This is a genomic window from Mesorhizobium sp. M5C.F.Cr.IN.023.01.1.1, assembly GCF_003997585.1.
In the GTDB taxonomy this organism is placed as follows: Bacteria; Pseudomonadota; Alphaproteobacteria; order Rhizobiales; family Rhizobiaceae; genus Mesorhizobium; species Mesorhizobium wenxiniae.
Window position 1 is genome coordinate 17,019 of the sequence record NZ_RZSU01000016.1, and the last position, 23,000, is coordinate 40,018.

Annotated in this window: 23 protein-coding genes and 1 tRNA gene; 21 read left to right on the plus strand and 3 right to left on the minus strand. The window is 61.2% G+C overall.

All coding sequences use genetic code 11. The features are described 5' to 3' along the window. The 20 genes from EOA78_RS09160 to glpK all read left to right on the plus strand — a co-directional run bounded on the left by EOA78_RS09160 (position 1) and on the right by glpK (position 20,214). Complete coding sequence (locus EOA78_RS09160) at positions 1-591, plus strand: peptidylprolyl isomerase (protein ID WP_127314883.1); 591 nt, start codon at positions 1-3, stop codon at positions 589-591. Positions 592-619: 28 nt separating this feature from the next. Then, entirely contained in the window at positions 620-1,132 is a 513-nt protein-coding gene (locus EOA78_RS09165) for a peptidylprolyl isomerase (protein ID WP_065009548.1), read from the plus strand. Further along, complete coding sequence (locus EOA78_RS09170; protein WP_127314884.1) at positions 1,129-1,527, plus strand: hypothetical protein; 399 nt, start codon at positions 1,129-1,131, stop codon at positions 1,525-1,527. The genes EOA78_RS09165 and EOA78_RS09170 overlap by 4 nt, the downstream gene beginning before the upstream one ends. A gap of 12 nt (positions 1,528-1,539) precedes the next feature. Continuing rightward, positions 1,540-2,652, plus strand: coding sequence for a tRNA preQ1(34) S-adenosylmethionine ribosyltransferase-isomerase QueA (queA, locus tag EOA78_RS09175; RefSeq protein WP_127314885.1), 1,113 nt, complete (start codon positions 1,540-1,542; stop codon positions 2,650-2,652). Further along, positions 2,649-3,779, plus strand: a complete 1,131-nt coding sequence (gene tgt, locus EOA78_RS09180; protein WP_127314886.1) for a tRNA guanosine(34) transglycosylase Tgt — start codon at positions 2,649-2,651, stop codon at positions 3,777-3,779. The genes queA and tgt overlap by 4 nt, the downstream gene beginning before the upstream one ends. 208 nt (positions 3,780-3,987) lie before the next feature. Further along, on the plus strand, positions 3,988-4,224 hold the full coding sequence (locus EOA78_RS09185) for an Lrp/AsnC family transcriptional regulator (RefSeq protein WP_029352863.1): 237 nt from the start codon (positions 3,988-3,990) through the stop codon (positions 4,222-4,224). A 172-nt stretch (positions 4,225-4,396) separates the two neighbouring features. Then, positions 4,397-5,809 carry a circularly permuted type 2 ATP-grasp protein gene (locus EOA78_RS09190; protein ID WP_164783686.1) on the plus strand — a complete coding sequence of 471 codons (1,413 nt, stop codon included), beginning with the start codon at positions 4,397-4,399 and terminating at the stop codon, positions 5,807-5,809. Positions 5,810-5,938: 129 nt separating this feature from the next. After that, positions 5,939-6,880, plus strand: a complete 942-nt coding sequence (locus EOA78_RS09195) for an alpha-E domain-containing protein (protein WP_127314888.1) — start codon at positions 5,939-5,941, stop codon at positions 6,878-6,880. Between the two features lie 61 nt (positions 6,881-6,941). Next, positions 6,942-7,736, plus strand: coding sequence for a transglutaminase family protein (locus EOA78_RS09200; protein WP_127314889.1), 795 nt, complete (start codon positions 6,942-6,944; stop codon positions 7,734-7,736). A gap of 32 nt (positions 7,737-7,768) precedes the next feature. Then, entirely contained in the window at positions 7,769-8,500 is a 732-nt protein-coding gene (locus tag EOA78_RS09205; protein WP_127314890.1) for a peptidase, read from the plus strand. Between the two features lie 55 nt (positions 8,501-8,555). Next, on the plus strand, positions 8,556-9,965 hold the full coding sequence (locus tag EOA78_RS09210; protein WP_127314891.1) for an aspartate aminotransferase family protein: 1,410 nt from the start codon (positions 8,556-8,558) through the stop codon (positions 9,963-9,965). A 128-nt stretch (positions 9,966-10,093) separates the two neighbouring features. Continuing rightward, positions 10,094-10,861 carry a DeoR/GlpR family DNA-binding transcription regulator gene (locus EOA78_RS09215; RefSeq protein WP_127314892.1) on the plus strand — a complete coding sequence of 256 codons (768 nt, stop codon included), beginning with the start codon at positions 10,094-10,096 and terminating at the stop codon, positions 10,859-10,861. A 126-nt stretch (positions 10,862-10,987) separates the two neighbouring features. After that, on the plus strand, positions 10,988-12,514 hold the full coding sequence (gene glpD, locus EOA78_RS09220) for a glycerol-3-phosphate dehydrogenase (protein ID WP_127314893.1): 1,527 nt from the start codon (positions 10,988-10,990) through the stop codon (positions 12,512-12,514). A gap of 28 nt (positions 12,515-12,542) precedes the next feature. Then, positions 12,543-13,625, plus strand: a complete 1,083-nt coding sequence (locus tag EOA78_RS09225; protein ID WP_127314894.1) for an ABC transporter ATP-binding protein — start codon at positions 12,543-12,545, stop codon at positions 13,623-13,625. Between the two features lie 12 nt (positions 13,626-13,637). Continuing rightward, positions 13,638-14,708 carry an ABC transporter ATP-binding protein gene (locus EOA78_RS09230; protein WP_127314895.1) on the plus strand — a complete coding sequence of 357 codons (1,071 nt, stop codon included), beginning with the start codon at positions 13,638-13,640 and terminating at the stop codon, positions 14,706-14,708. Positions 14,709-14,713: 5 nt separating this feature from the next. Beyond that, on the plus strand, positions 14,714-15,580 hold the full coding sequence (locus EOA78_RS09235) for a sugar ABC transporter permease (protein ID WP_065007669.1): 867 nt from the start codon (positions 14,714-14,716) through the stop codon (positions 15,578-15,580). A gap of 112 nt (positions 15,581-15,692) precedes the next feature. Next, positions 15,693-16,511 (plus strand): carbohydrate ABC transporter permease, encoded by an 819-nt coding sequence (locus EOA78_RS09240; protein WP_127314896.1) that lies wholly within the window; start codon positions 15,693-15,695, stop codon positions 16,509-16,511. 26 nt (positions 16,512-16,537) lie between these two features. Next, entirely contained in the window at positions 16,538-16,819 is a 282-nt protein-coding gene (locus EOA78_RS09245; protein WP_065007667.1) for a DUF2160 domain-containing protein, read from the plus strand. A 73-nt stretch (positions 16,820-16,892) separates the two neighbouring features. Next, positions 16,893-18,635 carry an ABC transporter substrate-binding protein gene (locus EOA78_RS09250; RefSeq protein WP_127314897.1) on the plus strand — a complete coding sequence of 581 codons (1,743 nt, stop codon included), beginning with the start codon at positions 16,893-16,895 and terminating at the stop codon, positions 18,633-18,635. An 85-nt stretch (positions 18,636-18,720) separates the two neighbouring features. After that, on the plus strand, positions 18,721-20,214 hold the full coding sequence (gene glpK, locus EOA78_RS09255) for a glycerol kinase GlpK (RefSeq protein WP_127314898.1): 1,494 nt from the start codon (positions 18,721-18,723) through the stop codon (positions 20,212-20,214). A 79-nt stretch (positions 20,215-20,293) separates the two neighbouring features. On the opposite strand, the gene EOA78_RS09260 is transcribed toward glpK, so the two are convergent. After that, positions 20,294-20,785 (minus strand): BA14K family protein, encoded by a 492-nt coding sequence (locus tag EOA78_RS09260; protein WP_127314899.1) that lies wholly within the window; start codon positions 20,783-20,785, stop codon positions 20,294-20,296. 263 nt (positions 20,786-21,048) lie between these two features. Between EOA78_RS09260 and EOA78_RS09265 the strand changes: the two genes are divergently transcribed. Beyond that, positions 21,049-21,124, plus strand: a tRNA-Lys gene (locus tag EOA78_RS09265). A gap of 511 nt (positions 21,125-21,635) precedes the next feature. Here EOA78_RS09265 and EOA78_RS09275 read toward each other — a convergent pair. Together EOA78_RS09275 and plsY are read right to left on the minus strand one after the other, a co-directional pair. Further along, positions 21,636-22,409, minus strand: coding sequence for a DNA-processing protein DprA (locus EOA78_RS09275; RefSeq protein WP_127314900.1), 774 nt, complete (start codon positions 22,407-22,409; stop codon positions 21,636-21,638). Continuing rightward, positions 22,406-22,993, minus strand: coding sequence for a glycerol-3-phosphate 1-O-acyltransferase PlsY (gene plsY, locus EOA78_RS09280; protein ID WP_127314901.1), 588 nt, complete (start codon positions 22,991-22,993; stop codon positions 22,406-22,408). The genes EOA78_RS09275 and plsY overlap by 4 nt, the downstream gene beginning before the upstream one ends. Positions 22,994-23,000 lie beyond the last annotated feature (7 nt).

Below are 23,000 nucleotides of genomic sequence, written 5' to 3' on the forward strand. Positions count from 1 at the left end.
ATGCAGCTCAAAAGGCTCGCCACCTGCTTTGTCGTTGTTTTCGGTCTTGTGGCTGCAACCGTTTCGGCGTTCGCGGCCGATCCGGAAAACACCATGATCATAACGCTGAAGGGCGGCGACGTGACCATCGCGCTCAGGCCCGATCTCGCGCCGAAGCATGTCGAGCAGATCAAGAAGCTGGTTCGTCAGGGCGCTTACGACAACGTCGCTTTCCACCGCGTCATCGACGGCTTCATGGCGCAGACCGGCGACGTGAAGTTCGGCAACATGAAGAACGGCTTCAACGCCGATGCTGTCGGTACTGGCGGTTCCGATCTTCCCGACCTACCGGCCGAATTCTCGACATCCGAGCGCTACGAGCGCGGCGTGGTCGGCATGGCCCGCTCGCAGGACCCGAATTCAGCCAATTCGCAGTTCTTCATTATGTTCGCGCCGGCGCCGCCGCTCGATGGCCAGTACACTATCGTCGGTAATGTCGAGAACGGCATGGAGTTGGTGGACCAGATAAAGAAAGGCGATGCGGCACAGAACGGGGTCGTCACCGATCCCGATCGCATGATCAAGGTGCGCATCGCCGCCGACGGCAAGTAAACCCATTAGTTTCAAAGGATATTCTGACATGGCCGAGATCAAGGACCGCGAGAACGCGCTCATCATGGAAACGACCAAGGGCAAGGTCGTCATCGAACTGTTTCCCGATCTGGCGCCTGGCCATGTCGGCCGCATCAAGGAACTGGCGCGCGAAGGCGCTTACGACGGCGTGGTGTTCCATCGCGTCATCGAGGGGTTCATGGCGCAGACCGGCGACGTGAAATTCGGCAATTCCACCAAGCCCTCTTTCGCACCGGCGCGCGCTGGCACGGGCGGCTCCGACAAGCCCGACCTGAAGGCGGAGTTCTCCAACGCCAATCACGGCCGCGGCACCTGCTCGATGGCGCGCTCGCAGAATCCGAACTCGGCCAATTCGCAGTTTTTCATCTGCTTCGACGATGCCGCCTTCCTCAACCGCCAATACACGGTCTGGGGCCAGGTCATCGAGGGCATGGACAATGTCGACAAGATCAAGCGCGGCGAGCCGGTGCCGGATCCCGACAAGATCGTGTCGCTGAAGGTGGCGGCCGACGTGAAATGACCTACCGGGCTGTCGCGGCTATCACTCTGATGCTTGTCGCGGCGGCCACTCCGGCGCTGGCGACGGAATCGATTGTTTGTAGCGCTGAAGGCGACGCGGCATCGATCGACGTCCTGATGGGGCAGACTGCCGTCATCGCGGTTGCGCGTGTATGGCTTGATGCCGGCGGCAGGAACTGGACCACCGACGGTCAGCCGGGTTCGACGAAAGTCATCGTCGGACAGGCATTCGAGGACGACCAGCACATGGCGATCGATCTCACCGATGAGGGCATCAGCTCGATCGTCGCCAAATTGCGACTGGTCAAGGCCAGCGAACAGTCCAATTTCGCAATGGGCGGCACGCTGAGCATCGACGGTGTTGGCGCCTGGGCGGTGACCTGCCCGGAATTTTGAGGCGGGATTTTCTTGCGCGTCGATCTTTTCGACTTTGATCTGCCGGAGGAGCGTATCGCGCTTCGACCGGCAGAACCGCGCGACAGCGCCAAAATGCTGGTTGTCAGGCCGGGTGAGGGCCGCGAAGACCGGACGGTGCGCGAGCTGCCGTCCCTGCTCGAGACCGGTGACGTGCTGGTCTTCAACGACACCAAGGTCATTCCGGCACAGTTGAAAGGCATCAGGCGGCGCGGCGAAGCGGTGGCGCAAGTCGAAGCCACGCTGCACATGCGGGTGGCTCCCGACCGCTGGCTGGCTTTCATGCGGCCGGGCAAGCGCATCGCCGCCGGTGACCGCGTCCATTTCGGCCATGACGCCAATTCCTGCTTTCTCGGCCAGCTCGATGCCACGGTGATCGAGAAAGGCGAGGCCGGCGAGGCTTTGCTCGGTTTTGACCTCTCAGGTCCGTTTCTCGATGAGGCGTTGCACGCCGTCGGTCACATTCCGCTGCCGCCTTACATCGCTTCGAAGCGCGACGACGACGAACGCGACCGCAAAGACTACCAGACCATCTATGCCAGGGAGGAGGGGGCCGTGGCGGCACCCACTGCCGGCCTGCATTTCACGCCCGAGCTTTTCGCGGCGCTGGATGCCAAAGGCGTCGAGCGGCGCTTCGTCACCCTGCATGTCGGCGCCGGCACGTTCCTGCCGGTGAAAGTCGACGACACCGCCGATCACAAGATGCATGCCGAAATCGGTTCGGTCAGCCGGGAAACCGCCGAGGCGCTGAACGCGGCGAAAGCGCGCGGCGGGCACATCATCGCCGTCGGTACGACGTCGCTGCGCCTGCTGGAGAGCGCCGCGCGGGAGGACGGCACATTGGCTGGATGGTCGGGTCCGACCGACATCTTCATCACCCCCGGCTACCGTTTTAAGGCCGCCGACATGCTGATGACCAATTTCCATCTGCCGCGTTCGACGCTGTTCATGCTGGTTTCGGCGTTTTGTGGTCTGGAAACAATGCGTGCGGCCTATGCGCATGCCATCGAGAACCGCTACAGGTTCTACTCCTACGGAGATGCAAGCCTTCTGTTCAAAGAGGAGAACGATGGACGCGCGCCCGGTATAGAACAAGGAATTCAATGACTAAGGCGTTCACCTTCGAGGTGCTGGCGACCGACGGAAAAGCGCGGCGCGGCTCTATCACTATGCCGCGCGGAGAAATCCGCACGCCAGCCTTCATGCCGGTCGGCACCGGCGGCACGGTCAAGACCATGTATATGGATCAGGTGCGCGGCGTCGGCTCGGACATTATCCTTGGCAATACTTACCATCTGATGCTGCGGCCTGGCGCCGAACGTGTGGCGCGGCTTGGCGGTCTGCATGAATTCGCCCGCTGGCCGCACCCGATCCTGACCGACAGCGGCGGCTTCCAGGTAATGTCGCTGTCGAAACTGAGGAAACTCACCGAAAAGGGCGTCACCTTTCGCTCACATATTGATGGCGCCCCCTATGAGATGTCGCCCGAGCGCTCGATCGAAATCCAGGGACTGCTCGGTTCCGATATCCAGATGCAGCTCGACGAATGCACCGCGCTGCCGGCTATGGAGAAGGAGATCGAGCGCGCCATGGAGCTGTCGCTGCGCTGGGCCGAACGTTGCAAGACGGCATTCGGCGACCAACCGGGCAAGGCGATGTTCGGCATCGTCCAGGGCGGCGACATACCGGCCCTGCGGCTGCGCTCGGCGCAGGCGCTGAAAGCGATGGACCTCAAGGGCTATGCGATCGGCGGGCTGGCGGTGGGCGAGCCGCAAGCGGTGATGCTCGAAATGCTCGACATCACCTGCCCGGAGCTGCCGGCGGACAGGCCGCGCTATCTGATGGGTGTCGGCACGCCTGACGACATATTGAAATCGGTGGCGCGCGGCATCGATATGTTCGATTGCGTGATGCCGACGCGCGCCGGCCGTCATGGCCTCGCCTATACAAGGCGCGGCAAGGTCAATCTGCGCAACGCTCGCCATGCCGACGATCCGCGCCCGCTGGACGAGGAGAGCGACTGCCCGGCCGCCAGAGATTATTCACGCGCCTATCTGCACCATCTGGTCCGCTCGCAAGAGGCGCTGGGGGCGATGCTGCTGACCTGGAACAATCTTTCCTACTACCAGAGGCTGATGCAGGATATTCGTGCCGCCATCGAAGCCGGCGCCTTCGAGGCGCGGGCGGCGGCAATTTCCCAGGGCTGGGCAACGGGCGATATCCCGGTGATGTGAGCAGGCCCTCTCAGCGAAGCGAACGCGCGCAGGCATAGCCTACGCTTGGCAACGCTCCACAGGGTCAGCGCCCGCGGCATCCGTCGTTTGGCTGCACTAAAGCTTCCCTCAGGTCGCGTTCTGCCTGAGCCCCGTCCTGATGCTTGAAAGCCGGGCGGCAGTCTGCCACAAGGGCCGCTTATGCGTGCAAGTTGAGCAGGACCGGGCAATGAAGGCATTTTTCGTGCAGATAAAGTGCGATCTGGGCAGGGCCTATGACGTTGCCGGCGCATTGGCCGATGCCGAGATCGCTTCGGAAATCTACTCGACAGCCGGCAACTACGATTTGCTCGCCAAATTCTATGTCGACGACGAGGAAGACATCGGCCACTTCGTCAACGAGAAGGTGCAGATTCTTCCCGGCATCAAGGACACGTTTACGGTCGTCACCTTCCGCGCCTTCTGAGCGGCGCCGGCCGCCTGCCCGGGCAAAAGGCAAAGCCTGACCCAGCCATATCGGCGCTGCCCCAATTTTAGGCAGGTCGCGACATACTGATCGCCAGCATCCTCCAAATCACCGATTGCGCTTGATTTTCTCCCGTGACGCCAGTGAAATGGTCTCACAGGGGAGTATGCGATTGGCAGCGTTCGACGAAATGCTTCCGGAAGTCTCCGGATTGAGAAAACCGTATTCGGCTTACGATCGCTGGCTGAAGGAGCAGGATCCAGCCAGGCTTACCGAGAAGATGCAGGACGCCGAACGCGTCTTTCGCAAGACCGGCATCACCTTTGCCGTCTATGGCGAGCAGGAAGCCTCCGAACGCCTTATTCCCTTTGATATCGTTCCGCGCATCATTTCCGGCAACGAATGGCGACGGCTGACGCAAGGCATCGAGCAGCGCGTCCAGGCGCTGAACGCGTTTCTCGACGATATCTACCACCGCCAGGAGATATTGCGCGCCGGGCGCGTCCCCAAGGAATTGATCGCCAGGAACGAGGCGTTCCTGCCGGAGATGATCGGGGTAAGGCCGCCGGCCGGCGTCTACACCCATATCATTGGCGTCGATATCGTGCGTATCAGCGAGAACGAATTCTACGTGCTGGAGGACAATGCGCGCACGCCGTCCGGCGTCTCCTACATGCTGGAGAACCGCGAGACGATGATGCAGCTCTTTCCCGAGCTGTTCCAGCAGATCAAGGTGCGGCCGGTGGAAAACTATCCGCAGCTCTTGCGCCAGTCGCTGGCGGCGGTGCGGCCGCAAAGCACCAAGGGTGCGCCGACCATTGCCGTGCTGACGCCGGGCAGCTTCAACTCCGCCTATTTCGAACATGCCTTCCTTGCCGACCAGATGGGCGTGCAGCTTGTCGAGGGGCAGGATCTGCGCGTCGTCGATGGCCACGTCGCAATGCGTACGACCGAAGGCTACAAGCAGATCGATGTGCTTTATCGAAGGGTTGACGATTCTTTCCTCGATCCGCTGACCTTCCGTCCGGACTCGGCACTTGGAGTGCCGGGCATCATGGATGTCTACCGCGCCGGCAACATCACCATCGCCAATGCGCCGGGAACCGGCATCGCCGATGATAAGGCGATCTATTCCTACATGCCCGAGATCGTCGAATTCTACACTGGCCGCAAGGCAATCCTCGGCAACATCCCGACCTGGCGCTGCTCGGAGCCGGACAGCCTGAAATACGTGCTCGAACATATCGACGAGCTGGTGGTGAAGGAGGTGCACGGCTCAGGCGGCTACGGTATGCTGGTCGGGCCGGCGGCGACCAAGAAAGAATGCGAGGATTTTTCCAAGAAACTCGCGGCAAAACCGTCGAACTACATCGCCCAGCCAACGCTGGCGCTGTCGACCTGTCCGATCCTGACCGACAAAGGGCTGGCGCCGCGCCATGTCGACCTCAGGCCCTACGTGCTGGTTTCCGACCGCATCCAGATCGTGCCGGGCGGGCTGACGCGCGTGGCGCTGAAGGAAGGCTCGCTGGTGGTCAACTCATCGCAGGGCGGCGGCACCAAGGATACGTGGGTGCTGGATGATTGAGACGAGTAAGTAGTGAATAGTAAGTATTCAGTAGTAGGGGAAAGCACAATGTCATACTCCGTCAAAATCCAAACATTCGCCATGCACTACTCACCACTCACTACTCACTAGCCCGAAGGGCAGCCCCACATGCTTCTCGGCCGCACCGCCAACGGGCTCTACTGGATGAACCGCTACATCGAGCGGGCGGAAAACATGGCGCGGCTGGTCGATGCCGGGCTGCGCATGGCGCTGACCCGTACCCAGAACGCCTCCGAAGAGTGGAATTCGGTGCTGCTCAGCGCCGGTTCGGACGCTGCCTTCACGCAGAAATATTCCGACTATACCGCCGCCAACGTCGCGGATTTCCTGCTTCGCGACACATCGAACCCGTCGAGCACGATGGCGTCGATCGAGACGGCTCGCAACAACGCCCGCATGGTGCGCACCGCGCTGACGCGCGAAACCTGGGAAAGCATCAACGAGGCCTGGATGTCGCTGAAGCGCATGCTGGCCAAGCCGATCGACGAACGTGACCTGCCCAGCGTGCTCGACGCGATCAAGCGCGAAACGGCGCTGATCCGCGGCGCGTTCTACGGCACCATGCTGCGCAACGAGATCTTCGATTTCTCGCAGCTCGGCACCTATGTCGAACGCGCCGACAACACGGCACGTATTCTGGACGTGAAATACTACGTGCTGTTGCCGTCGATCTCGTGGGTCGGCTCTACGCTCGATAACTACCAGTGGGAATCGATCCTGCGCTCGGTGTCGGCGCATCGCTCCTATCGCTGGGTCTACGAGGCCGACTACAAGCCGAGCAACATCGCCGACTATCTGATCCTCAACGTTCGGATGCCGCGCTCGCTGACCTTCTGCTACCGTTTCCTGACGGAGCACCTGAAATTCCTGGGCGACGATTATGGCGAACGCCACGCCTGTCACGCGACAGCCGGCAAGACCCAGGCCATGCTGACGGCCGGCTCGATCAAGGACATATTCGATGCCGGCCTGCATGAATTCCTGGCCAATTTCATTCGCGACAACACCAGGCTCGGCGACGAAATCGCGCAGGACTACAGGTTTTATTGATCATGATACCGGAAAGTGGAAGCCGGTTTCCGGAAAAGATCATGCTCTGGGGACGAGAGCAATGCGGCTGAAGATCACCCACCGGACCGAGTACCGCTACGATGCGCCGGTGCACTATCTATTGCAGCGGTTGCGGCTGCTTCCGGTCAGCGGGCCGACACAGACCGTTTTGTCCTGGGCGCTGACGATCGAAGGGGCACGCGAGGAGGTGCGCTTTACCGACCATTTCGGCAACGACACGCGGCTTTTGAGCGTCGAAGGTGACCGCGATTTCATCACCGTCGAGGCATCAGGCGAGGTGGTGACACGCGACACCGCTGGCGTCTCCGGGCCACATCAGGGTTTTGCGCCGCTCTGGCTGTTTGGCCATGAAACGCCGTTGACCACGATCGGCAGCGGCATTCGCGAACTCGCGGCCTCAGTAGGCGAGGGGACCGATATCGAAAGATTGCACCGGCTGATGGCCGTGATCGGCGAGCGCGTCGCCTACACGCCGGGCACCACCAACGCAGCGACCCCGGCCGAGGACGCGCTGGCGCTCAAGACCGGCGTCTGCCAGGACCACAGCCACATCTTTGCCGCCGCCGCGCGCGCCATGGGGTTTCCCGCCCGCTACGTCAGCGGCTATTTGATGATGGATGCGGCGGTCGAGCAGGCGGCAAGCCATGCCTGGGCCGAGGCGCATGTTGCGGGCCTCGGCTGGGTCGCCTTCGACGTCGCCAACGGCATTTCGCCCGACGAACGCTATGTAAAGGTGGCGACCGGCCGTGATTACCGCGACGCCACGCCGGTGTCGGGAATTCGGCTGGGACAAGCGGAAGAACAGCTTGCGGTCACCGTCACCGTGGAGCAGTAATCCCCGGCAAGATTTGCTGCCAAAGAGATTCGATGACCTATTGCGTCGGCCTGAAGATCGATCGCGGGCTCGTGTTCATGTCCGACACGCGTACCAACGCCGGCATGGATTCGATCTCGACCTTCAAGAAGATGCATGTCTGGGAGGAGCCGGGCGAGCGCGTCATCGTGCTGATGTCGGCCGGCAATCTGGCGACGACGCAGGCCGTCGTAAGCCTGCTCGACGAGCGCACCAAGGCGGTGGCCGATCGCCACGCCACTTTGCTTGAAACGCCTTCCATGTACCAGACGGTGCGGATGGTCGGCGACACCGTCAAGGAAGTCATCGCCAGTTCGTCACCGGCGGGCGAAAAGGCCGATTCCTATTTCAATGCCTCCTTTATCCTCGGCGGCCAGATCAAGGGCAGCGCGCCTCGGCTGTTCATGATCTATCCGGAAGGCAATTTCATCGAATCGACCGATGACACGCCGTTTTTCCAGATCGGCGAGACCAAATACGGCAAGCCGATCATCATCCGCGCCTATGAAAAGTCGATGAGTTTCGCCGAGACGGTGAAACTGCTGCTGGTGTCGTTCGACTCGACGCTGAAATCGAACCTGTCGGTCGGTCTGCCGCTTGACCTGCTGTTCTACGAAAAGGATGCCTTCAAGGTCAGCCTGAAGAAACGGATAGCCCAGGACGATCAATACTATCGCACGATCTCGGACGGCTGGTCGAACGCGCTGAAGACCGCTTTCGCGAGCTTGCCTGATTTTCCCGAATGAAAGCCTCCGTTTTTCGTGCTCTTTGATCGCTGGGCTCGCTGCGACGGAGAGCAAGATGAATAGCAACGAATTCCGGGAATGGTCGCTGTACGCGGCCGAATGGGGTGCCGATTACAGGAGCACACTTCGCGAAAGACCGGTGCGGCCGCTTGTCGAACCGGGCGAAATCTCTAGAAGCATCGATGTCTCGCCGCCGGAAGAGGGCGAAACGATGCAGGCAATCTTCGCCGACTTCGAGCAAAAAATCCTGCCGGGCATGACACATTGGCAGCATCCGCGCTTCTTCGCCTATTTCCCGGCCAACGCCGCACCGGTCTCGGTGGTGGCCGAATATCTGGTCTCGGTGATGGCCGCGCAATGCATGCTCTGGCAGACCTCGCCGGCAGCGACCGAACTCGAGACGCGCGTCGTCGACTGGATGCGTCAGGCGCTTAGCCTGCCGGAAGGGTTTTCCGGCGTCATGCAGGATTCGGCATCATCGGCGACGCTTGCCGCCGTGCTGACCATGCGCGAGCGCGCGCTAGACTGGCAGGGCAACAAGAAGGGCCTGCAAGGCCAGCCGATATTGCGCATCTATTCTTCCGACCAGGTCCATACTTCCATCGACCGGGCGATCTGGGTATCGGGCATTGGCGAGGACAATCTCGTGCGCATTCCGGTTGCTGGCCGCCTTCGCGCCATGGATGTCACAGCCCTCGAAGCGGCGATCGTCGCCGACCGGGATGCGGGCATGCTGCCGGCCGGCATCATCGCTTGTGTCGGCGGCACCAGCACCGGCGGCACCGATGACATCGCCGGCGTCGCCGCTGTGGCTAAGCGGTACGGGCTCTATCTGCATGTCGATGCCGCCTGGGCCGGATCGGCGATGATATGTCCGGAATACCGGCATTTCTGGGCCGGCGCGGAGCACGCGGATTCCATCGTCTTTAATCCGCACAAATGGCTGGGCGCGCAGTTCGACTGCTCGATGCAGTTCATCCGCCGGCCGGAAGACCTGGTGCGGACGCTCGCCATCAAGCCGGATTACCTGAAGACGCACGGGCGCGACGGCATCATCAACTATTCAGAATGGTCGGTGCCGCTCGGGCGGCGCTTTCGCGCACTGAAACTGTGGTTCCTGCTGCGCGCCCACGGGCTGGAAAATCTCCGGACCATGATCCGCAACCATGTCGGCTGGAGCGAAGGCCTTGCCGCGCGGCTGGCTCGGGAACCGGATTTCGAGATCGTCACGGAACCGATGCTGTCGCTGTTCTCGTTCCGGCATTTGGCGGCCGGCATCGATTCGGACGAACACAATCTGCGGCTGGTCAACGCGATCAACGACGATGGCCGCATCTATCTGACACAGACACGGGTGGACGGGCAGATCGCGATCCGCTTTCAAGTCGGTCAGTTCGAGACGACGGCGGCGGATATCGATACAGCTTTCGAGGTCATCACCGAAGTCGCCCGCGGTCTGGGTTGAGTTGAAATGGACGGCAAAGTTGCGCAGTGGTTGTCTTTGGACGGATGTAATTTCGTTAGCCGGCTTATGCCTTTTCATCACTTTCGTTTTCCGCTATAGACAAGAAAAACGAAAACGAGAGGCCCCCAATGTATCTGTCGCCGCGTCATTCCGAAATCATCCAGATGGCCAAGGACAATGGCCGCGTGCTGGTCGACGATCTGGCAACGCATTTCAGCGTGACGCCGCAGACCATCCGCAAGGACCTTAACGACCTCTGCGACCAGCGGCTGCTTTCCCGTATCCATGGCGGGGCGCTGTTTCCGTCCGGCATCGAGAACATGGAGTATGAAGCGAGGCGCAAGATCGCCGCCGAGGAGAAGGAGGCGATCGGCCGCGCAGCAGCAAGGCTGATCCCGGACAATGCCTCGCTGTTCATCAATATCGGCACCACGACGGAGTCAGTCAGCAAGGCGCTCCTTGATCATACCGGCTTGATGGTCATCACCAATAATATCAATGTTGCCAATAGGATGCGCATATATCCTTCCATCGAAGTTGTTATTGCCGGCGGTGTTGTGCGCGGCTCCGATGGCGGCGTGGTCGGCGAGGCGGCGGTCGATTTCATCAGGCAGTTCAAAGTCGACTACGCGGTGATCGGCGCCTCGGCTATCGACCATGACGGTGCGTTGCTCGATTTCGATTTTCGCGAGGTGAAGGTGGCGCAGGCGATCATCGCCAATGCAAGGCATGTCATCCTCGTTTCCGACCAGACCAAATTCGAGCGGACGGCGCCGGTCCGCATCGGCCATCTGTCGCAGGTCAACACCTTCATCACCGACCGCTGCGACATTCCCTCGGTGCGCAAGATCTGCCAGGAGGCCGAGGTTCAACTGATCGAAACGTCGCTCTCCTAGAGGGTGCCGTTGCGGCAGCAGCCGCCGTTTACATTTCGTTTGACATTCGTTCTTATTTCGAAATAATCCCACCACGGTTTCGTAAAAACCTAAAAATGCTGCAATGCGAAATCCGGGAGGACTATTGTGAGCGCACCCCCGATCCATGACATCTTCGTCATCGGTGGCGGTATCAACGGCTGCGGCATTGCTCGCGATGCGGTTGGGCGCGGCTTTTCGGTCTTCCTTGCCGAAATGAACGATCTGGCCAGCGGAACCTCCTCCGGCTCGACCAAACTGATCCATGGCGGCCTGCGCTATCTCGAATTCTACGAATTCCGCCTGGTGCGCGAGGCGCTTATGGAGCGCGAGGTTCTCTGGAAGATCGCGCCGCACATCATCTGGCCGATGCGCTTCGTGCTGCCCTATGCCAAGGGTTTGCGTCCGGCCTGGCTGATTAGGCTCGGCCTTTTCCTTTACGACCACATTGGCGGGCGCAAATTGCTGCCGGCGACCAAGACCCTGGACATGGCAAAGGACCCGGCGGGCAAGCCGCTGAAGCCGTTGTTTCGCAAGGCCTTCGAATATTCCGACGGCTGGGTCAACGATGCGCGGCTGGTGGCGTTGAACGCCCGCGACGCCGCCGATCGCGGCGCAACGATCCGAACGCGCACGAAAGTCATCGGCGCACGCCGTGAAGGCGAGCTTTGGACGGTCAGTCTGAAAAACGCGCAGACCGGGGACACCGAGGAGGTCAAGGCGCGGCTTTTGGTCAACGCCGCCGGTCCATGGGTCGACCACGTGCTGTCGGCTACGGTCGGCTTGAACGAGGTGCACAATGTCCGGCTGGTACAGGGCAGCCATATCGTCATCGGCAAGAAGTTTGACGATCCGCGCGCCTATTTCTTCCAGAACAAGGATGGCCGCATCATCTTTGCTATCCCCTACGAGGAAGAGTTCACGCTGATCGGCACCACCGACCAGGACTATGCTGGCGACCCACATGACGTGAAGATCAGCGATGCCGAGATCGATTATCTGTGTGCTGCGGCGAGCGAGTATTTCGCGCAGCCGGTCAAGCGTTCGGACATCGTCTGGACCTATTCCGCCGTGCGCCCGCTTTATGACGACGGCGCTTCGAAGGCGCAGGAAGCAACCCGCGATTATGTGCTGAAGACCGACGGCGGCGAGGGCACGGCGCCGATCATCAACACCTTCGGCGGCAAGATCACCACCTATCGCCGGCTGTCTGAGTCGATGCTCGAGAAAATCGAGGGTCTTCTCGGCAAGCGCGGCAAGCCGTGGACGGCAAACGCGCCGCTGCCGGGCGGCGATTTCCCGGCGAGCGGTTTCGAAGCCGAAGTGGCGAAACTGAAAACGGCCTATCCGTTCCTCGACGCACGTCTGGCGCGCCGCCTGAGCCGGCTTTACGGAACTCGCGCAAGGATGCTGCTGGGCCTCGCCAGATCGAATGCCGACCTTGGCCGCAACTTTGGCGCCGATCTCTATGAGGCCGAAGTGCGCTACCTCGTTCAAAATGAATGGGCGATGACGGCTGAAGATGTATTGTGGCGCAGGACCAAGCGCGGCCTGCATCTGAGCCGCGAGCAGACGGCAGCGCTCGACGAATTCATGCGCGGAATAAGCCGGCGCCATGTCGCGGCTGCCGAATAGTCATGCAGAAAGCCTGGGAGGAGGCATCATGCTGGAACTGAGAAACGTGACGAAGACGGTCGGGGCGACGGAGCATATACGCGACGTGTCGCTGACGCTTCAGCACGGCTCGCTCAATGTCCTTCTCGGGCCGACGCTTTCCGGCAAGACCAGCCTGATGCGGCTGATGGCCGGCCTCGATGTGCCGACATCAGGCTCGGTCTGGTTCGATGGCAAGGATGTCACCGGCATGCCGGTGCAGAAGCGCAACGTCGCCATGGTCTACCAGCAGTTCATCAACTATCCGGCGATGACCGTTTACGAGAACATCGCCTCGCCGCTGAGGGTGGCCGGGACCGAGCGGGCAAAGATCGACAAGGAGGTGCGCAGTGCGGCAGCCCTTCTCAAGCTGACGCCCTATCTCGACCGCACGCCGCTCAGCCTCTCGGGCGGCCAGCAGCAGCGCACCGCGCTGGCGCGCGCCATCGTCAAGAACGCCAGCCTCGTGCTGCTCGATGAGCCGCTCGCCAACCTCGACTACAAGCTGCGCGAGGAGCTGCGCGCGGAATTGCCGAAAATCTTCGCGGCGACCGGCACCATTTTCGTCTACGCCACTACGGAGCCGCACGAAGCCTTGCTGCTCGGCGGCAACACGGCGACGCTTTCCGAAGGCCGCATCACTCAGTTCGGCCCGACGATCGACGTCTTTCGCAGGCCGAACGACCTCGTCACGGCCAAGACATTCGCCGATCCGCCGCTCAACACGATCGTGCTGAAGAAGAGCGGTTCGAGCTTCCTTCTTGATGGTGGGGTGAACCTCCCGGTGCCGGCTGAACTCGCCGGTATTGCCGATACGAGCTACACGATCGGCTTCCAGCCTCACCATCTCTCTCTTGCTCGGCCGAGCCCGTCTGCGGTTGCGGTGAGAGCCAAGGTCTCGGTCACCGAAATCACTGGTTCGGAAAGCTTTGTGCATCTCGATTTCGCCGACGTCCGCTGGGTGATGCTGGAGCACGGCATCCTGGTGTTCGAACCGGACCAGACCATCGAGGTGTTCATCGATCCGCGGCACATCATGGTATTCGACGCGAACGGCCGCTCGGCCGCGCCGCCACAGATGCTGGCGGCTTGAGGAGGAGGGCACATGGCGCGCATCGACTGCAATCATATCCGCCACGCCTACGGGCCGCATCCAAAGTCGGACAAGGACTATGCGCTGAAGGAGGTGCATCACGCCTTCGAGGATGGCGGCGCCTATGCGCTGCTCGGGCCGTCGGGCTGCGGCAAGACCACGCTGCTCAACATCATTTCCGGCCTGTTGTATCCGTCGCATGGCGAGCTTCTGTTCGACGGCAAGGACGTTACCAATCTGTCGACGCAGGAGCGCAACATAGCGCAGGTGTTCCAGTTCCCGGTCATCTACGACACCATGACCGTCTACGACAATCTGGCGTTCCCGCTGCGCAACCGCGGCGTTCCGGAACCTGACGTTGACCGTAAGGTGCGCGAAACGCTGGAAATGACCGGTCTGGCCAATATGGCCAAAAGAAAGGCGAGGGGTCTGACCGCCGACCAGAAGCAGAAGATCTCGCTCGGACGCGGGCTGGTGCGCTCCGATGTCAACGCGATCCTGTTCGACGAGCCGCTGACCGTCATCGACCCGCATATGAAGTGGGTGCTGCGCTCGCAGTTGAAGCAGCTGCACAGGCGTTTCGGTTTCACCATGGTCTATGTCACGCACGACCAGACCGAGGCGCTCACCTTCGCCGAAAACGTCGTCGTCATGTATGAGGGCGAGGTTGTGCAGATCGGCTCTCCAGCCGAACTGTTCGAGCGGCCCAAGCATACGTTCGTTGGCTATTTCATCGGCTCGCCGGGCATGAACGTCATGCCGGTCGCGGTCGAAGGCAGGAATGCGCGGCTCGGCAGCCAGACGATCGAATTGCCTGGCGCGCCAAAGGCTGGAACCACAGGCATGATCGAACTCGGCATCCGCCCCGAATATGTCAGGCTTGGCGCTGGCGGCATGCCGGTTTCTATCCGGAAGGTCGAGGATATCGGCCGCCACAAGGTGGTGCGCGCCAGTTTCGAAGGCCGCGACATAGCGGCGATCGTCGGCGAGGACGAGGATATTCCCGCCGATCCGAAGATCGCTTTCGACCCGGCCGGCATCAACATCTATGCCGATTCATGGCGCGTCGAGATGGGAGGCTGAACTCCATGGATAAGACCTGGAACAACAAGGCGTGGTTCATGGTGCTCCCGGTGCTGGTGCTGGTGGCGTTCAACGCAATCATCCCGCTGATGACGGTGGTCAACTATTCAGTTCAGGAGACGTTCGGAAACAACCTGTTCTTCTTTGAAGGCGTTAAGTGGTTCCAGGAAGTGCTTAATTCGCCGCGCTTCCACGCATCGCTCCTGCGCCAGTTCGCCTTCACCGGGTTAATCCTGCTGATCGAGGTGCCGCTAGGCGTGGCGGTGGCGCTTGCCATGCCGCGTTCCGGCCCATGGGTCGCGGTCTGCCTGGTGTTGATGTCGCTGCCGTTGCTGATCCCATGGAACGTCGTCGGCGCTATGTGGAACATCTTTGCGCTGCCGGACATCGGGCTGCTCGGCTATGTTATCAACGCGATGGGCATCAGCTACAATTTCACCAGCCAGCCGCTGTCGGCGTGGTTCACCGTCGTCCTGATGGACGTATGGCATTGGACCTCGCTGGTGGTGCTGCTTGCCTACGCAGGCCTCGTCTCGATACCCGACGCCTATTATCAGGCTGCAAAGATTGACGGTGCATCACGTTGGTCGGTGTTCCGCTTTATCCAGCTGCCCAAGATGAAGCGCGTGCTGACCATTGCCATGCTGCTGCGGTTCATGGATTCCTTCATGGTCTACACTGAACCGTTCGTACTGACAGGCGGGGGACCGGGCAATGCCACGACCTTCCTGTCGATCGATCTTGTCAAGGCAGCGCTCGGCGAATTCAACCTTGGAATCGCGGCGGCCATGAGCATCATCTACTTCCTGATGACGCTGCTGGTGTCGTGGCTCTTCTACACCCTGATGACCCAATCCGAAGCGGAGGGCTGAGATGACATCGGTGAAGGAAGGCCTCGGGGATAAAAGGGGCGACGTTTTGATGCGAGAGCAGACAACGCCGCCACCGGCGTCGAATGCGGCGGGTCTCCAGTCAGCAAGCGTAATGAGCGGACGCGGCCGGGAGGCGCGCTTCCTTTGGCTCGTGCCGACGGGCTACATCATCTTCCTGATGCTGCCGATCTACTGGCTGCTCAACATGTCGTTCAAGACGACGAACGAAATCCTCGGCGGCTTTTCATTGTGGCCACGCAGTTTCACGGTGGCGAGCTATGTCGAGATCCTCACCAACCCCGTTTGGTACAATGGCTACATCAGCTCCATCAGCTATGTATTTATCAACACTGCGATTTCCGTCAGCGTGGCGCTGCCCGCTGCCTATGCCTTCTCGCGCTACCGTTTTCTCGGCGACAAGCACCTGTTCTTCTGGCTGCTGACCAACCGCATGGCGCCGCCGGCGGTTTTCGCGCTGCCGTTTTACCAGCTCTACTCGGCCATCAATCTCTTCGACACGCCATGGGCCGTTGCGCTGGCGCACTGCCTGTTCAACATACCGCTCGCAGTGTGGATTCTCGAAGGCTTCATGTCCGGCGTGCCGAAGGAGATCGACGAGACGGCCTTCATAGACGGCTATTCCTGGCCGCGGTTCTTCGTGAAGATATTCATGCCGCTGATCGCTTCCGGCATCGGTGTCACGGCGTTCTTCTGCTTCATGTTCTCTTGGGTCGAGCTGTTGCTCGCCAAGACGCTGACGTCTGTCGCCGCGAAGCCGATCGCCGCCGTGATGACCCGGACGGCGAGCACATCGGGCTACGAACTCGGATTGCTGGCGGCCGCCGGCGTGCTCACCATTGTTCCGGGCGCGATCGTCATCTGGTTCGTCCGGAACTATATCGCCAAGGGGTTTGCGCTCGGCCGCGTCTAGCGGCGGCGCGGGAAGGAGTAAAGACGATGGATCTGTCATGGATGGCCTGGACCTGGCAGACCGCCACTTTCTTTGGCGTGATCCTGCTTCTTCTGGTCGGAATGACCGTGTGGGAGTGGGCCAGTCCTGGCGGAGCGCCGCGCCATGGCGTTCTCGGCCTCGATACTACGCGTGGCGACCGACTGTTCATTTCGCTGTTAGGCAGCGCCTACATCCATCTCGCTTGGCTGGGTCTTGTCGGACCCAACCTGTGGTGGGCACTCGCCCTCTCGATCGTCTACGCCATCGGCGTTTTTCGATTCGTCTAGGGGGAGAAACTGTTGGAGCGGCCGCGCAACGACCGCTCCGATCGCACTTGAAACCGAAAATGGGAGGAACCTTATGCGACGTCACCTACTAACATCGACAACGGCACTAGTCCTGCTGCTCGGGGCCAGTCAGGCCTACGCAGGCATGGACGAAGCCAAGACATTCCTTGACACGGAAATCAATGGCCTTTCGACCCTTGATCGCTCGGCTCAGGAAGCCGAAATGCAATGGTTTGTCGATGCCGCGAAACCCTTCGCCGGCATGGAAATCAACGTGCTGTCGGAAGGTATCCCGACACACACCTATGAATCGACCGTGCTCACCAAGGCGTTCGAGGCGATCACCGGCATCAAGGTCAACCACCAGATCCTCGGCGAGGGCGAAGTCGTCCAGGCCGTGCAGACCCAGATGCAGACCAACCGCAATCTTTATGACGCTTATGTCAACGACAGCGACCTGATCGGCACCCATTCGCGGCTGCAGCTTGCCGTAAACCTCACCGATTTCATGGCCGGCGAAGGCAAGGATGTCACCCTTCCGACGCTCGATCTCGAAGACTTCATTGGCATTAAGTTCACGACCGGCCCGGACGGCAAACTCTACCAGCTCCCGGACCAGCAGTTCGCCAACCTCTACTGGTTCCGCAAGGACTGGTTCGACAAGCCGGAACTCAAGGAAAAGTTCAAGGCCAAGTATGGCTACGATCTCGGCGTCCCGGTGAACTGGTCCGCCTACGAGGATATCGCCGAATTCTTCTCCAAGGACGTGAAGGAAATCGACGGCGTGCAGGTCTTCGGACATATGGACTACGGCAAGCGGGCACCCGATCTCGGTTGGCGCATGACTGACGCGTGGCTGTCCATGGCCGGCACCGGCAGCCCCGGCGAGCCGAATGGCATCCCGATCGACGAATGGGGCATTCGCATGGAGGCTGGCACCTGCAATCCGGTCGGCGCGAGCGTTTCGCGCGGTGGCGAGGCGAATGGTCCGGCGTCGGTCTATGCCATCGCAAAGTGGGACGAGTGGCTGCGTAACTTTGCGCCTCCCGGAGCAGCGAGCTACGATTTCTACCAGTCGCTGCCCGCGCTGAGCCAAGGCAACGTGGCCCAGCAGATCTTCTGGTACACGGCTTTCCTCGCCGACATGGTGAAGCCCAAGTCGGAAGGGAACAACACGGTCGATGATGAGGGCAATTTGTTGTGGCGAATGGCCCCGTCGCCGCACGGCCCGTACTGGAAGGAAGGGCAGAAGATCGGCTACCAGGACGTGGGCTCTTGGACGATCCTGAAATCGACCCCGGCCGATCGTGCCAAGGCCGCCTGGCTTTATGCGCAGTTTGTCGTGTCGAAGACCGTGTCTTTGAAGAAGTCCCATGTCGGGCTCACTCTGATCCGCGATTCAGACATTCGGCATCAGTCGTTTACCGACCGTGCGCCCAAACTCGGCGGCTGGGTGGAGTTCTACCGCTCTCCAGACCGGGTCGCCTGGTCGCCCACCGGCATCAACGTGCCCGACTACCCGAAGCTCGCCCAGATCTGGTGGCAGCAGATCGGCGACGTGAACTCCGGGGCGTTCACGCCGCAGCAGGCGATGGACCGCCTCGCTGAGGAAATGGACATCACGATGGCCCGCATGCAGGCTGCCGACGAGTCCGCCAAGGTCTACGGCGGCTGTGGTCCGCGACTCAACGAGCCGAAAGATCCGGCCGAATGGTTGGGCAAGGAGAACGGTCCCAAGGCCAAACTCGAGAACGAGAAGCCGAAAGGCGAGACCATCGTCTATGAGGAACTGATCAAGCGCTGGACCACCCAGTAGGCTTGCCGAACCGCGAAAGCGAAAAGAGGCTACAGGGAGGCGGCGCGAGCCGTCTCCCTTCTTTGCGAATGATGGGGGAGACAGCATGACCGGATACATCCTTGCAATTGACCAGGGGACGACGTCGAGCCGGGCGATCTTGTTCGATCCCGAAATGAAGGTCGCAGGCAGCGGGCAGAAGGAATTTACCCAGCATTATCCGGCCTCCGGCTGGGTCGAGCACGATCCGGAGGAAATCTGGTCGAGTGTCGTGGCGACGGTGAAGGCTGCGCTGAACAGCGCCGGCCGCGATGCGTCGGATGTCGCGGCAATCGGCATCACCAATCAGCGCGAGACCGTCGTCATCTGGGACAGGGCGACCGGCAAGCCGATCCATAACGCGATTGTCTGGCAAGACCGCCGCACCGCGCCGCTGTGCCAGAAATTGAAGAAGCAGGGGCTGGAGAAGAAGTTCACCAGAAAGACCGGCCTGCTGCTCGATCCCTATTTCTCCGGCACCAAGATCGCCTGGATGCTGGACAAGGTGAAGGGCGCGAGGAAACGCGCCGCCAAGGGCGAATTGCTGGCCGGCACCATCGACAGCTTTCTGATCTGGCGGCTGACCGGCGGCAAGGTTCACGCCACCGATGCCACCAATGCCTCGCGAACGCTGGTCTACAACATCGAGAAGAATGCCTGGGACGACGAGCTTCTGGCCATTCTCGGCATACCGGGAAAAATGCTGCCGCAGGTGAAGGATTGCGCTGACGACTATGGAATCACAGAGAAAAGCCTGTTCGGCGCAGAGATAAGAATCCTCGGCGTGGCTGGCGACCAGCATGCGGCGACCATCGGCCAGGCCTGTTTCGAGCCGGGCATGATGAAGTCCACCTATGGCACCGGCTGCTTCGCGCTGCTCAACACCGGCAGCGATCTGGTGCGCTCGAAGAACCGGTTGTTGACGACCATTGCCTACAGGCTGAACGGCACGACCACTTATGCGCTGGAGGGGTCGATCTTCATCGCAGGTGCTGCCGTGCAATGGCTGCGCGACGGCATCAAGGTGATCGGCAAGGCCGAGCAGAGCGGCGTGCTGGCGGCGAGCGCCGACCCGACTCAAGAAGTGTATCTAGTGCCGGCTTTCGTTGGACTTGGCGCGCCACACTGGGACGCCGACGCGCGCGGCGCCATCTTCGGGCTGACCCGCAATTCGGGCCCGGCCGAATTTGCCAGCGCCGCACTTGAATCCGTTGCGTTCCAGACGCGCGACCTGCTCGACGCGATGCGCAAGGACTGGAAGGGCGCGTCAGCGAAGACCGTTCTCAGGGTCGATGGCGGGATGGTGGCGTCGGACTGGACCTTGCAGCGGCTGGCCGACATCCTCGATGCGCCGGTCGACCGTCCGACGATCCTGGAGACGACGGCGCTTGGCGCGGCATGGCTGGCCGGCTCGAAAGCGGGAGTCTGGCCGAAGGCCAGGGACTTCGCCAGGAGTTGGGCGCTGGAGCGACGGTTCAAGCCGGATATGAACGCTACGGTTCGTTCCGTAAAGCTGGCGGGCTGGCGCGATGCTGTGCGCAGGACGCTGAGCACGCTTTAGATTCGCGCACCAAAAAAAGCCCACGCCGTTGTCGGCGCAGGCTCTTCAACAAAACTTACACGACTTCGCCCGGGCTTTATCAATAGGGCGAGATGCACTGCCGACGCGGCCCGTAGTAAGGCTGGTACGTGTTGTCATATGCCCGGTAGGATCTGTAGCGATTATAGCACCACGCCACGTGGGCATCGCCTCCTCGATAGACGCGGTTCTGGTTGTTGATGATCGCGCCGGTAATCAGCGCGCCAGTGGCGAAGGCTGCCAGCGGGAACCAGTAGTCGCCGTGACGGCGATAGCCGCGACGCCAACTGCGGTAGCCGCGATGGCCGCGCCAATACCTGCCGTCGTCATGCGAGAAACTGCGACGAAAATCGCGGCGCGAGAAATCGCGGCGGGAAAAATCGCGATCGCCGTCGAAACGCCTCCAACGCCTGTGGTCGACGGTCTGGACATCCGACGCGACGTTCTGACCTAGCGGCACGTAAATGGGCTGGGCGTTGACGGGCACGATTTCCGCCACAGCGAATGACGCTGACAGCGCGGTCGCCAGCAAGCCCGACATGATTCTGTTCATGATCTTCTCCTTGAAAGCGTCGTCCCTTGTAGCGACAAAAACGGACAGGTTGCGCAATTGTTCCGCTAAAAATAGCAAGCTGCTGATTTGTAATGCGTCTCAGCTTTCTGCGGGACAGCCACGCAGGCTTTGCCGAAGCGGTTGGAGAGGCGCTGCAAGTGTGCGGAAAAGCCCTGCTTGCGCGTCCTCTTTTTCCAGTTGACCGGTCGAGGCACTCTCCCTATGTTCCGCGCAATTTCGAGGGCGGCATTCTGAGCCCGCGGGAGCGCGTAGCTCAGCCGGTAGAGCAACTGACTTTTAATCAGTAGGTCCAGGGTTCGAATCCCTGCGCGCTCACCATTGTTTCATTGAATTCAACTACTTAGGCTTACTCGGCGAGCGTAGCCAGAACCTGGGAGACTGCAAAGCCTCACGGCACAGCTGTTTCCGCCGTCAGATGGCTGACTATCGCAAAACGATAGCACAGCAGCATTCTCCTAGCCGCCCGCCCCGTCGTCCATCATTGTATTGGTCAGCGCCTCATAGGCCATGCTGCATAGCTGAGAACGTGGACAATTTTACAATGAGTACTGGCGCCACTGTAAGAATCGCGGCGACCGGGATTTGCAGGCAAAGATGGCTCCCGGCCTCGTGCCGAGCACCGCGGTCAAGAAAAAGTAAATGCCTTGGGCCATAGTGGCTGCCGTCAGGCTGCCCAAAAGCGTTCTGGTCGCTCTTGCGAAGGGCGATGTATACCCATCCGGAAAGCCCAGCATGCTGAGTTCCTTAGACCATTGCAGGGCTAGCACAACGCTCAACGCCGCCCAAAGAACAGCGGTCGCACGAGTGAATGGCATCCGGAAAACCTCGATCAAACCAGCGAGACATTGCCGCCGGCGTGGCGCTCCAGCCGGCCGGCGAGGTCGAGTTCCAGCAACACCATGAAAACCTGGGCGGGATGCAGGCCGGTGTGGCGGATGATTTCGTCGACCGCCACCGGCGTCGGGCCGAGGGCTTCGATGACGCGGGCGCGGTCTGAAATGATGGCGCCGCCGCGCTCGGCAATCTCGTTACAGAGTTCGGCATTCTCGGGCGGGTAGGGCAGGTCGAGGCCGCCGGCCAGCACGCCGATCGTGCCGGTCGCAAGGCTGCCCTGATGTGCTGCCGTGTCGATGCCGCGCGCCAGACCGGAGACGATGCCGTATCCGTCGCGGCCGAGTTCGGCGGCGAGCGTTCGCGCCAACTTGATGCCGGCCAGCGAGGCGTTGCGGGCGCCGACGATGGCGACTGCCGGTAGCCGAAACACCGCGCCTTCGCCTTTGACCGCGAGCAGCGGCGGCGGATGGTCCATGCTTTTCATCAGCGGTGGATAGTCGGCCTCGCCGATGCCGACGAAGCGGGCGCCGGCACGCCGGGCTGTCTCCACTTCCGCCTCGGCCTCGGCAATCGACGGGATGCGGACGATCTTTCTGGCACCGCCCGAAATCATCAGCTCGGGCAGCATCTCAAGCGCCGTCTCGGCCGAGCCGAAACGGTTGATCAGGTCGCGAAAGGTGGCCCGGCCGACATTCGGCGTGCGGATCAAACGAAGCCAGCTCAACCGCTGCCGGTCGCTGAGCCGCGGCCCGGCGGCGCGCTGGCTCACTCCTTGGCCCCGATCTTGCCCTCGGTGCCGGCCAGCAGCCGCGTGATGTTGGCCCGGTGTTTTATGATGACGATCAGGCTCATCAGTGCGAACAGCCCGGCAATCTCAGGCGTGCTGAGGACATAGAGCGCGATCGGCACGATGACTGCTGCCGTCAGCGCCGCCAGCGAGGAATAGCGGAACAAGAAAGCGACGGCCAGCCAGACGATGGCGAAGATCAGTGCCACCTGCCAGGCCAATGCAATCAGTACGCCGAGATAGGTGGCGACCCCCTTGCCGCCCTTGAAACCGAGCCAGACCGGAAAGAGATGGCCGAAAAAGGCGCCGAGACCGGCCCAGGGCCCGAGCTCCAGTGCAAAGCGACCGGCGATCAGCACGGCCGCCGTGCCTTTCAGCGCGTCGAGCAGCAGCGTGGCGGCGGCCAGGCCCTTGTTGCCGGTGCGCAGTACATTGGTGGCGCCGATGTTGCCGGAGCCGATATTGCGGACGTCGCCCAGACCGGCGGCGCGGGTGATCAGGAGCCCGAACGGGATCGAGCCGAGCAGGTAGCCGAACACTAGTGCCAAGACGATGCCGTAAGCCATTGTTCCC

Bases quoted from the DNA above. Each gene is read 5' to 3' on its own strand.
- EOA78_RS09160 (WP_127314883.1), top strand. From the start codon at position 1: ATGCAGCTCAAAAGGCTCGCCACCTGCTTTGTCGTTGTTTTCGGTCTT.
- EOA78_RS09165 (WP_065009548.1), top strand. From the start codon at position 620: ATGGCCGAGATCAAGGACCGCGAGAACGCGCTCATCATGGAAACGACC.
- EOA78_RS09170 (WP_127314884.1), top strand. From the start codon at position 1,129: ATGACCTACCGGGCTGTCGCGGCTATCACTCTGATGCTTGTCGCGGCG.
- tgt (WP_127314886.1), top strand. From the start codon at position 2,649: ATGACTAAGGCGTTCACCTTCGAGGTGCTGGCGACCGACGGAAAAGCG.
- EOA78_RS09185 (WP_029352863.1), top strand. From the start codon at position 3,988: ATGAAGGCATTTTTCGTGCAGATAAAGTGCGATCTGGGCAGGGCCTAT.
- EOA78_RS09195 (WP_127314888.1), top strand. From the start codon at position 5,939: ATGCTTCTCGGCCGCACCGCCAACGGGCTCTACTGGATGAACCGCTAC.
- EOA78_RS09200 (WP_127314889.1), top strand. From the start codon at position 6,942: ATGCGGCTGAAGATCACCCACCGGACCGAGTACCGCTACGATGCGCCG.
- EOA78_RS09205 (WP_127314890.1), top strand. From the start codon at position 7,769: ATGACCTATTGCGTCGGCCTGAAGATCGATCGCGGGCTCGTGTTCATG.
- EOA78_RS09210 (WP_127314891.1), top strand. From the start codon at position 8,556: ATGAATAGCAACGAATTCCGGGAATGGTCGCTGTACGCGGCCGAATGG.
- EOA78_RS09215 (WP_127314892.1), top strand. From the start codon at position 10,094: ATGTATCTGTCGCCGCGTCATTCCGAAATCATCCAGATGGCCAAGGAC.
- EOA78_RS09225 (WP_127314894.1), top strand. From the start codon at position 12,543: ATGCTGGAACTGAGAAACGTGACGAAGACGGTCGGGGCGACGGAGCAT.
- EOA78_RS09230 (WP_127314895.1), top strand. From the start codon at position 13,638: ATGGCGCGCATCGACTGCAATCATATCCGCCACGCCTACGGGCCGCAT.
- EOA78_RS09235 (WP_065007669.1), top strand. From the start codon at position 14,714: ATGGATAAGACCTGGAACAACAAGGCGTGGTTCATGGTGCTCCCGGTG.
- EOA78_RS09240 (WP_127314896.1), top strand. From the start codon at position 15,693: ATGAGCGGACGCGGCCGGGAGGCGCGCTTCCTTTGGCTCGTGCCGACG.
- EOA78_RS09245 (WP_065007667.1), top strand. From the start codon at position 16,538: ATGGATCTGTCATGGATGGCCTGGACCTGGCAGACCGCCACTTTCTTT.
- EOA78_RS09250 (WP_127314897.1), top strand. From the start codon at position 16,893: ATGCGACGTCACCTACTAACATCGACAACGGCACTAGTCCTGCTGCTC.
- glpK (WP_127314898.1), top strand. From the start codon at position 18,721: ATGACCGGATACATCCTTGCAATTGACCAGGGGACGACGTCGAGCCGG.
- EOA78_RS09260 (WP_127314899.1), bottom strand. From the start codon at position 20,785: ATGAACAGAATCATGTCGGGCTTGCTGGCGACCGCGCTGTCAGCGTCA.
- plsY (WP_127314901.1), bottom strand. From the start codon at position 22,993: ATGGCTTACGGCATCGTCTTGGCACTAGTGTTCGGCTACCTGCTCGGC.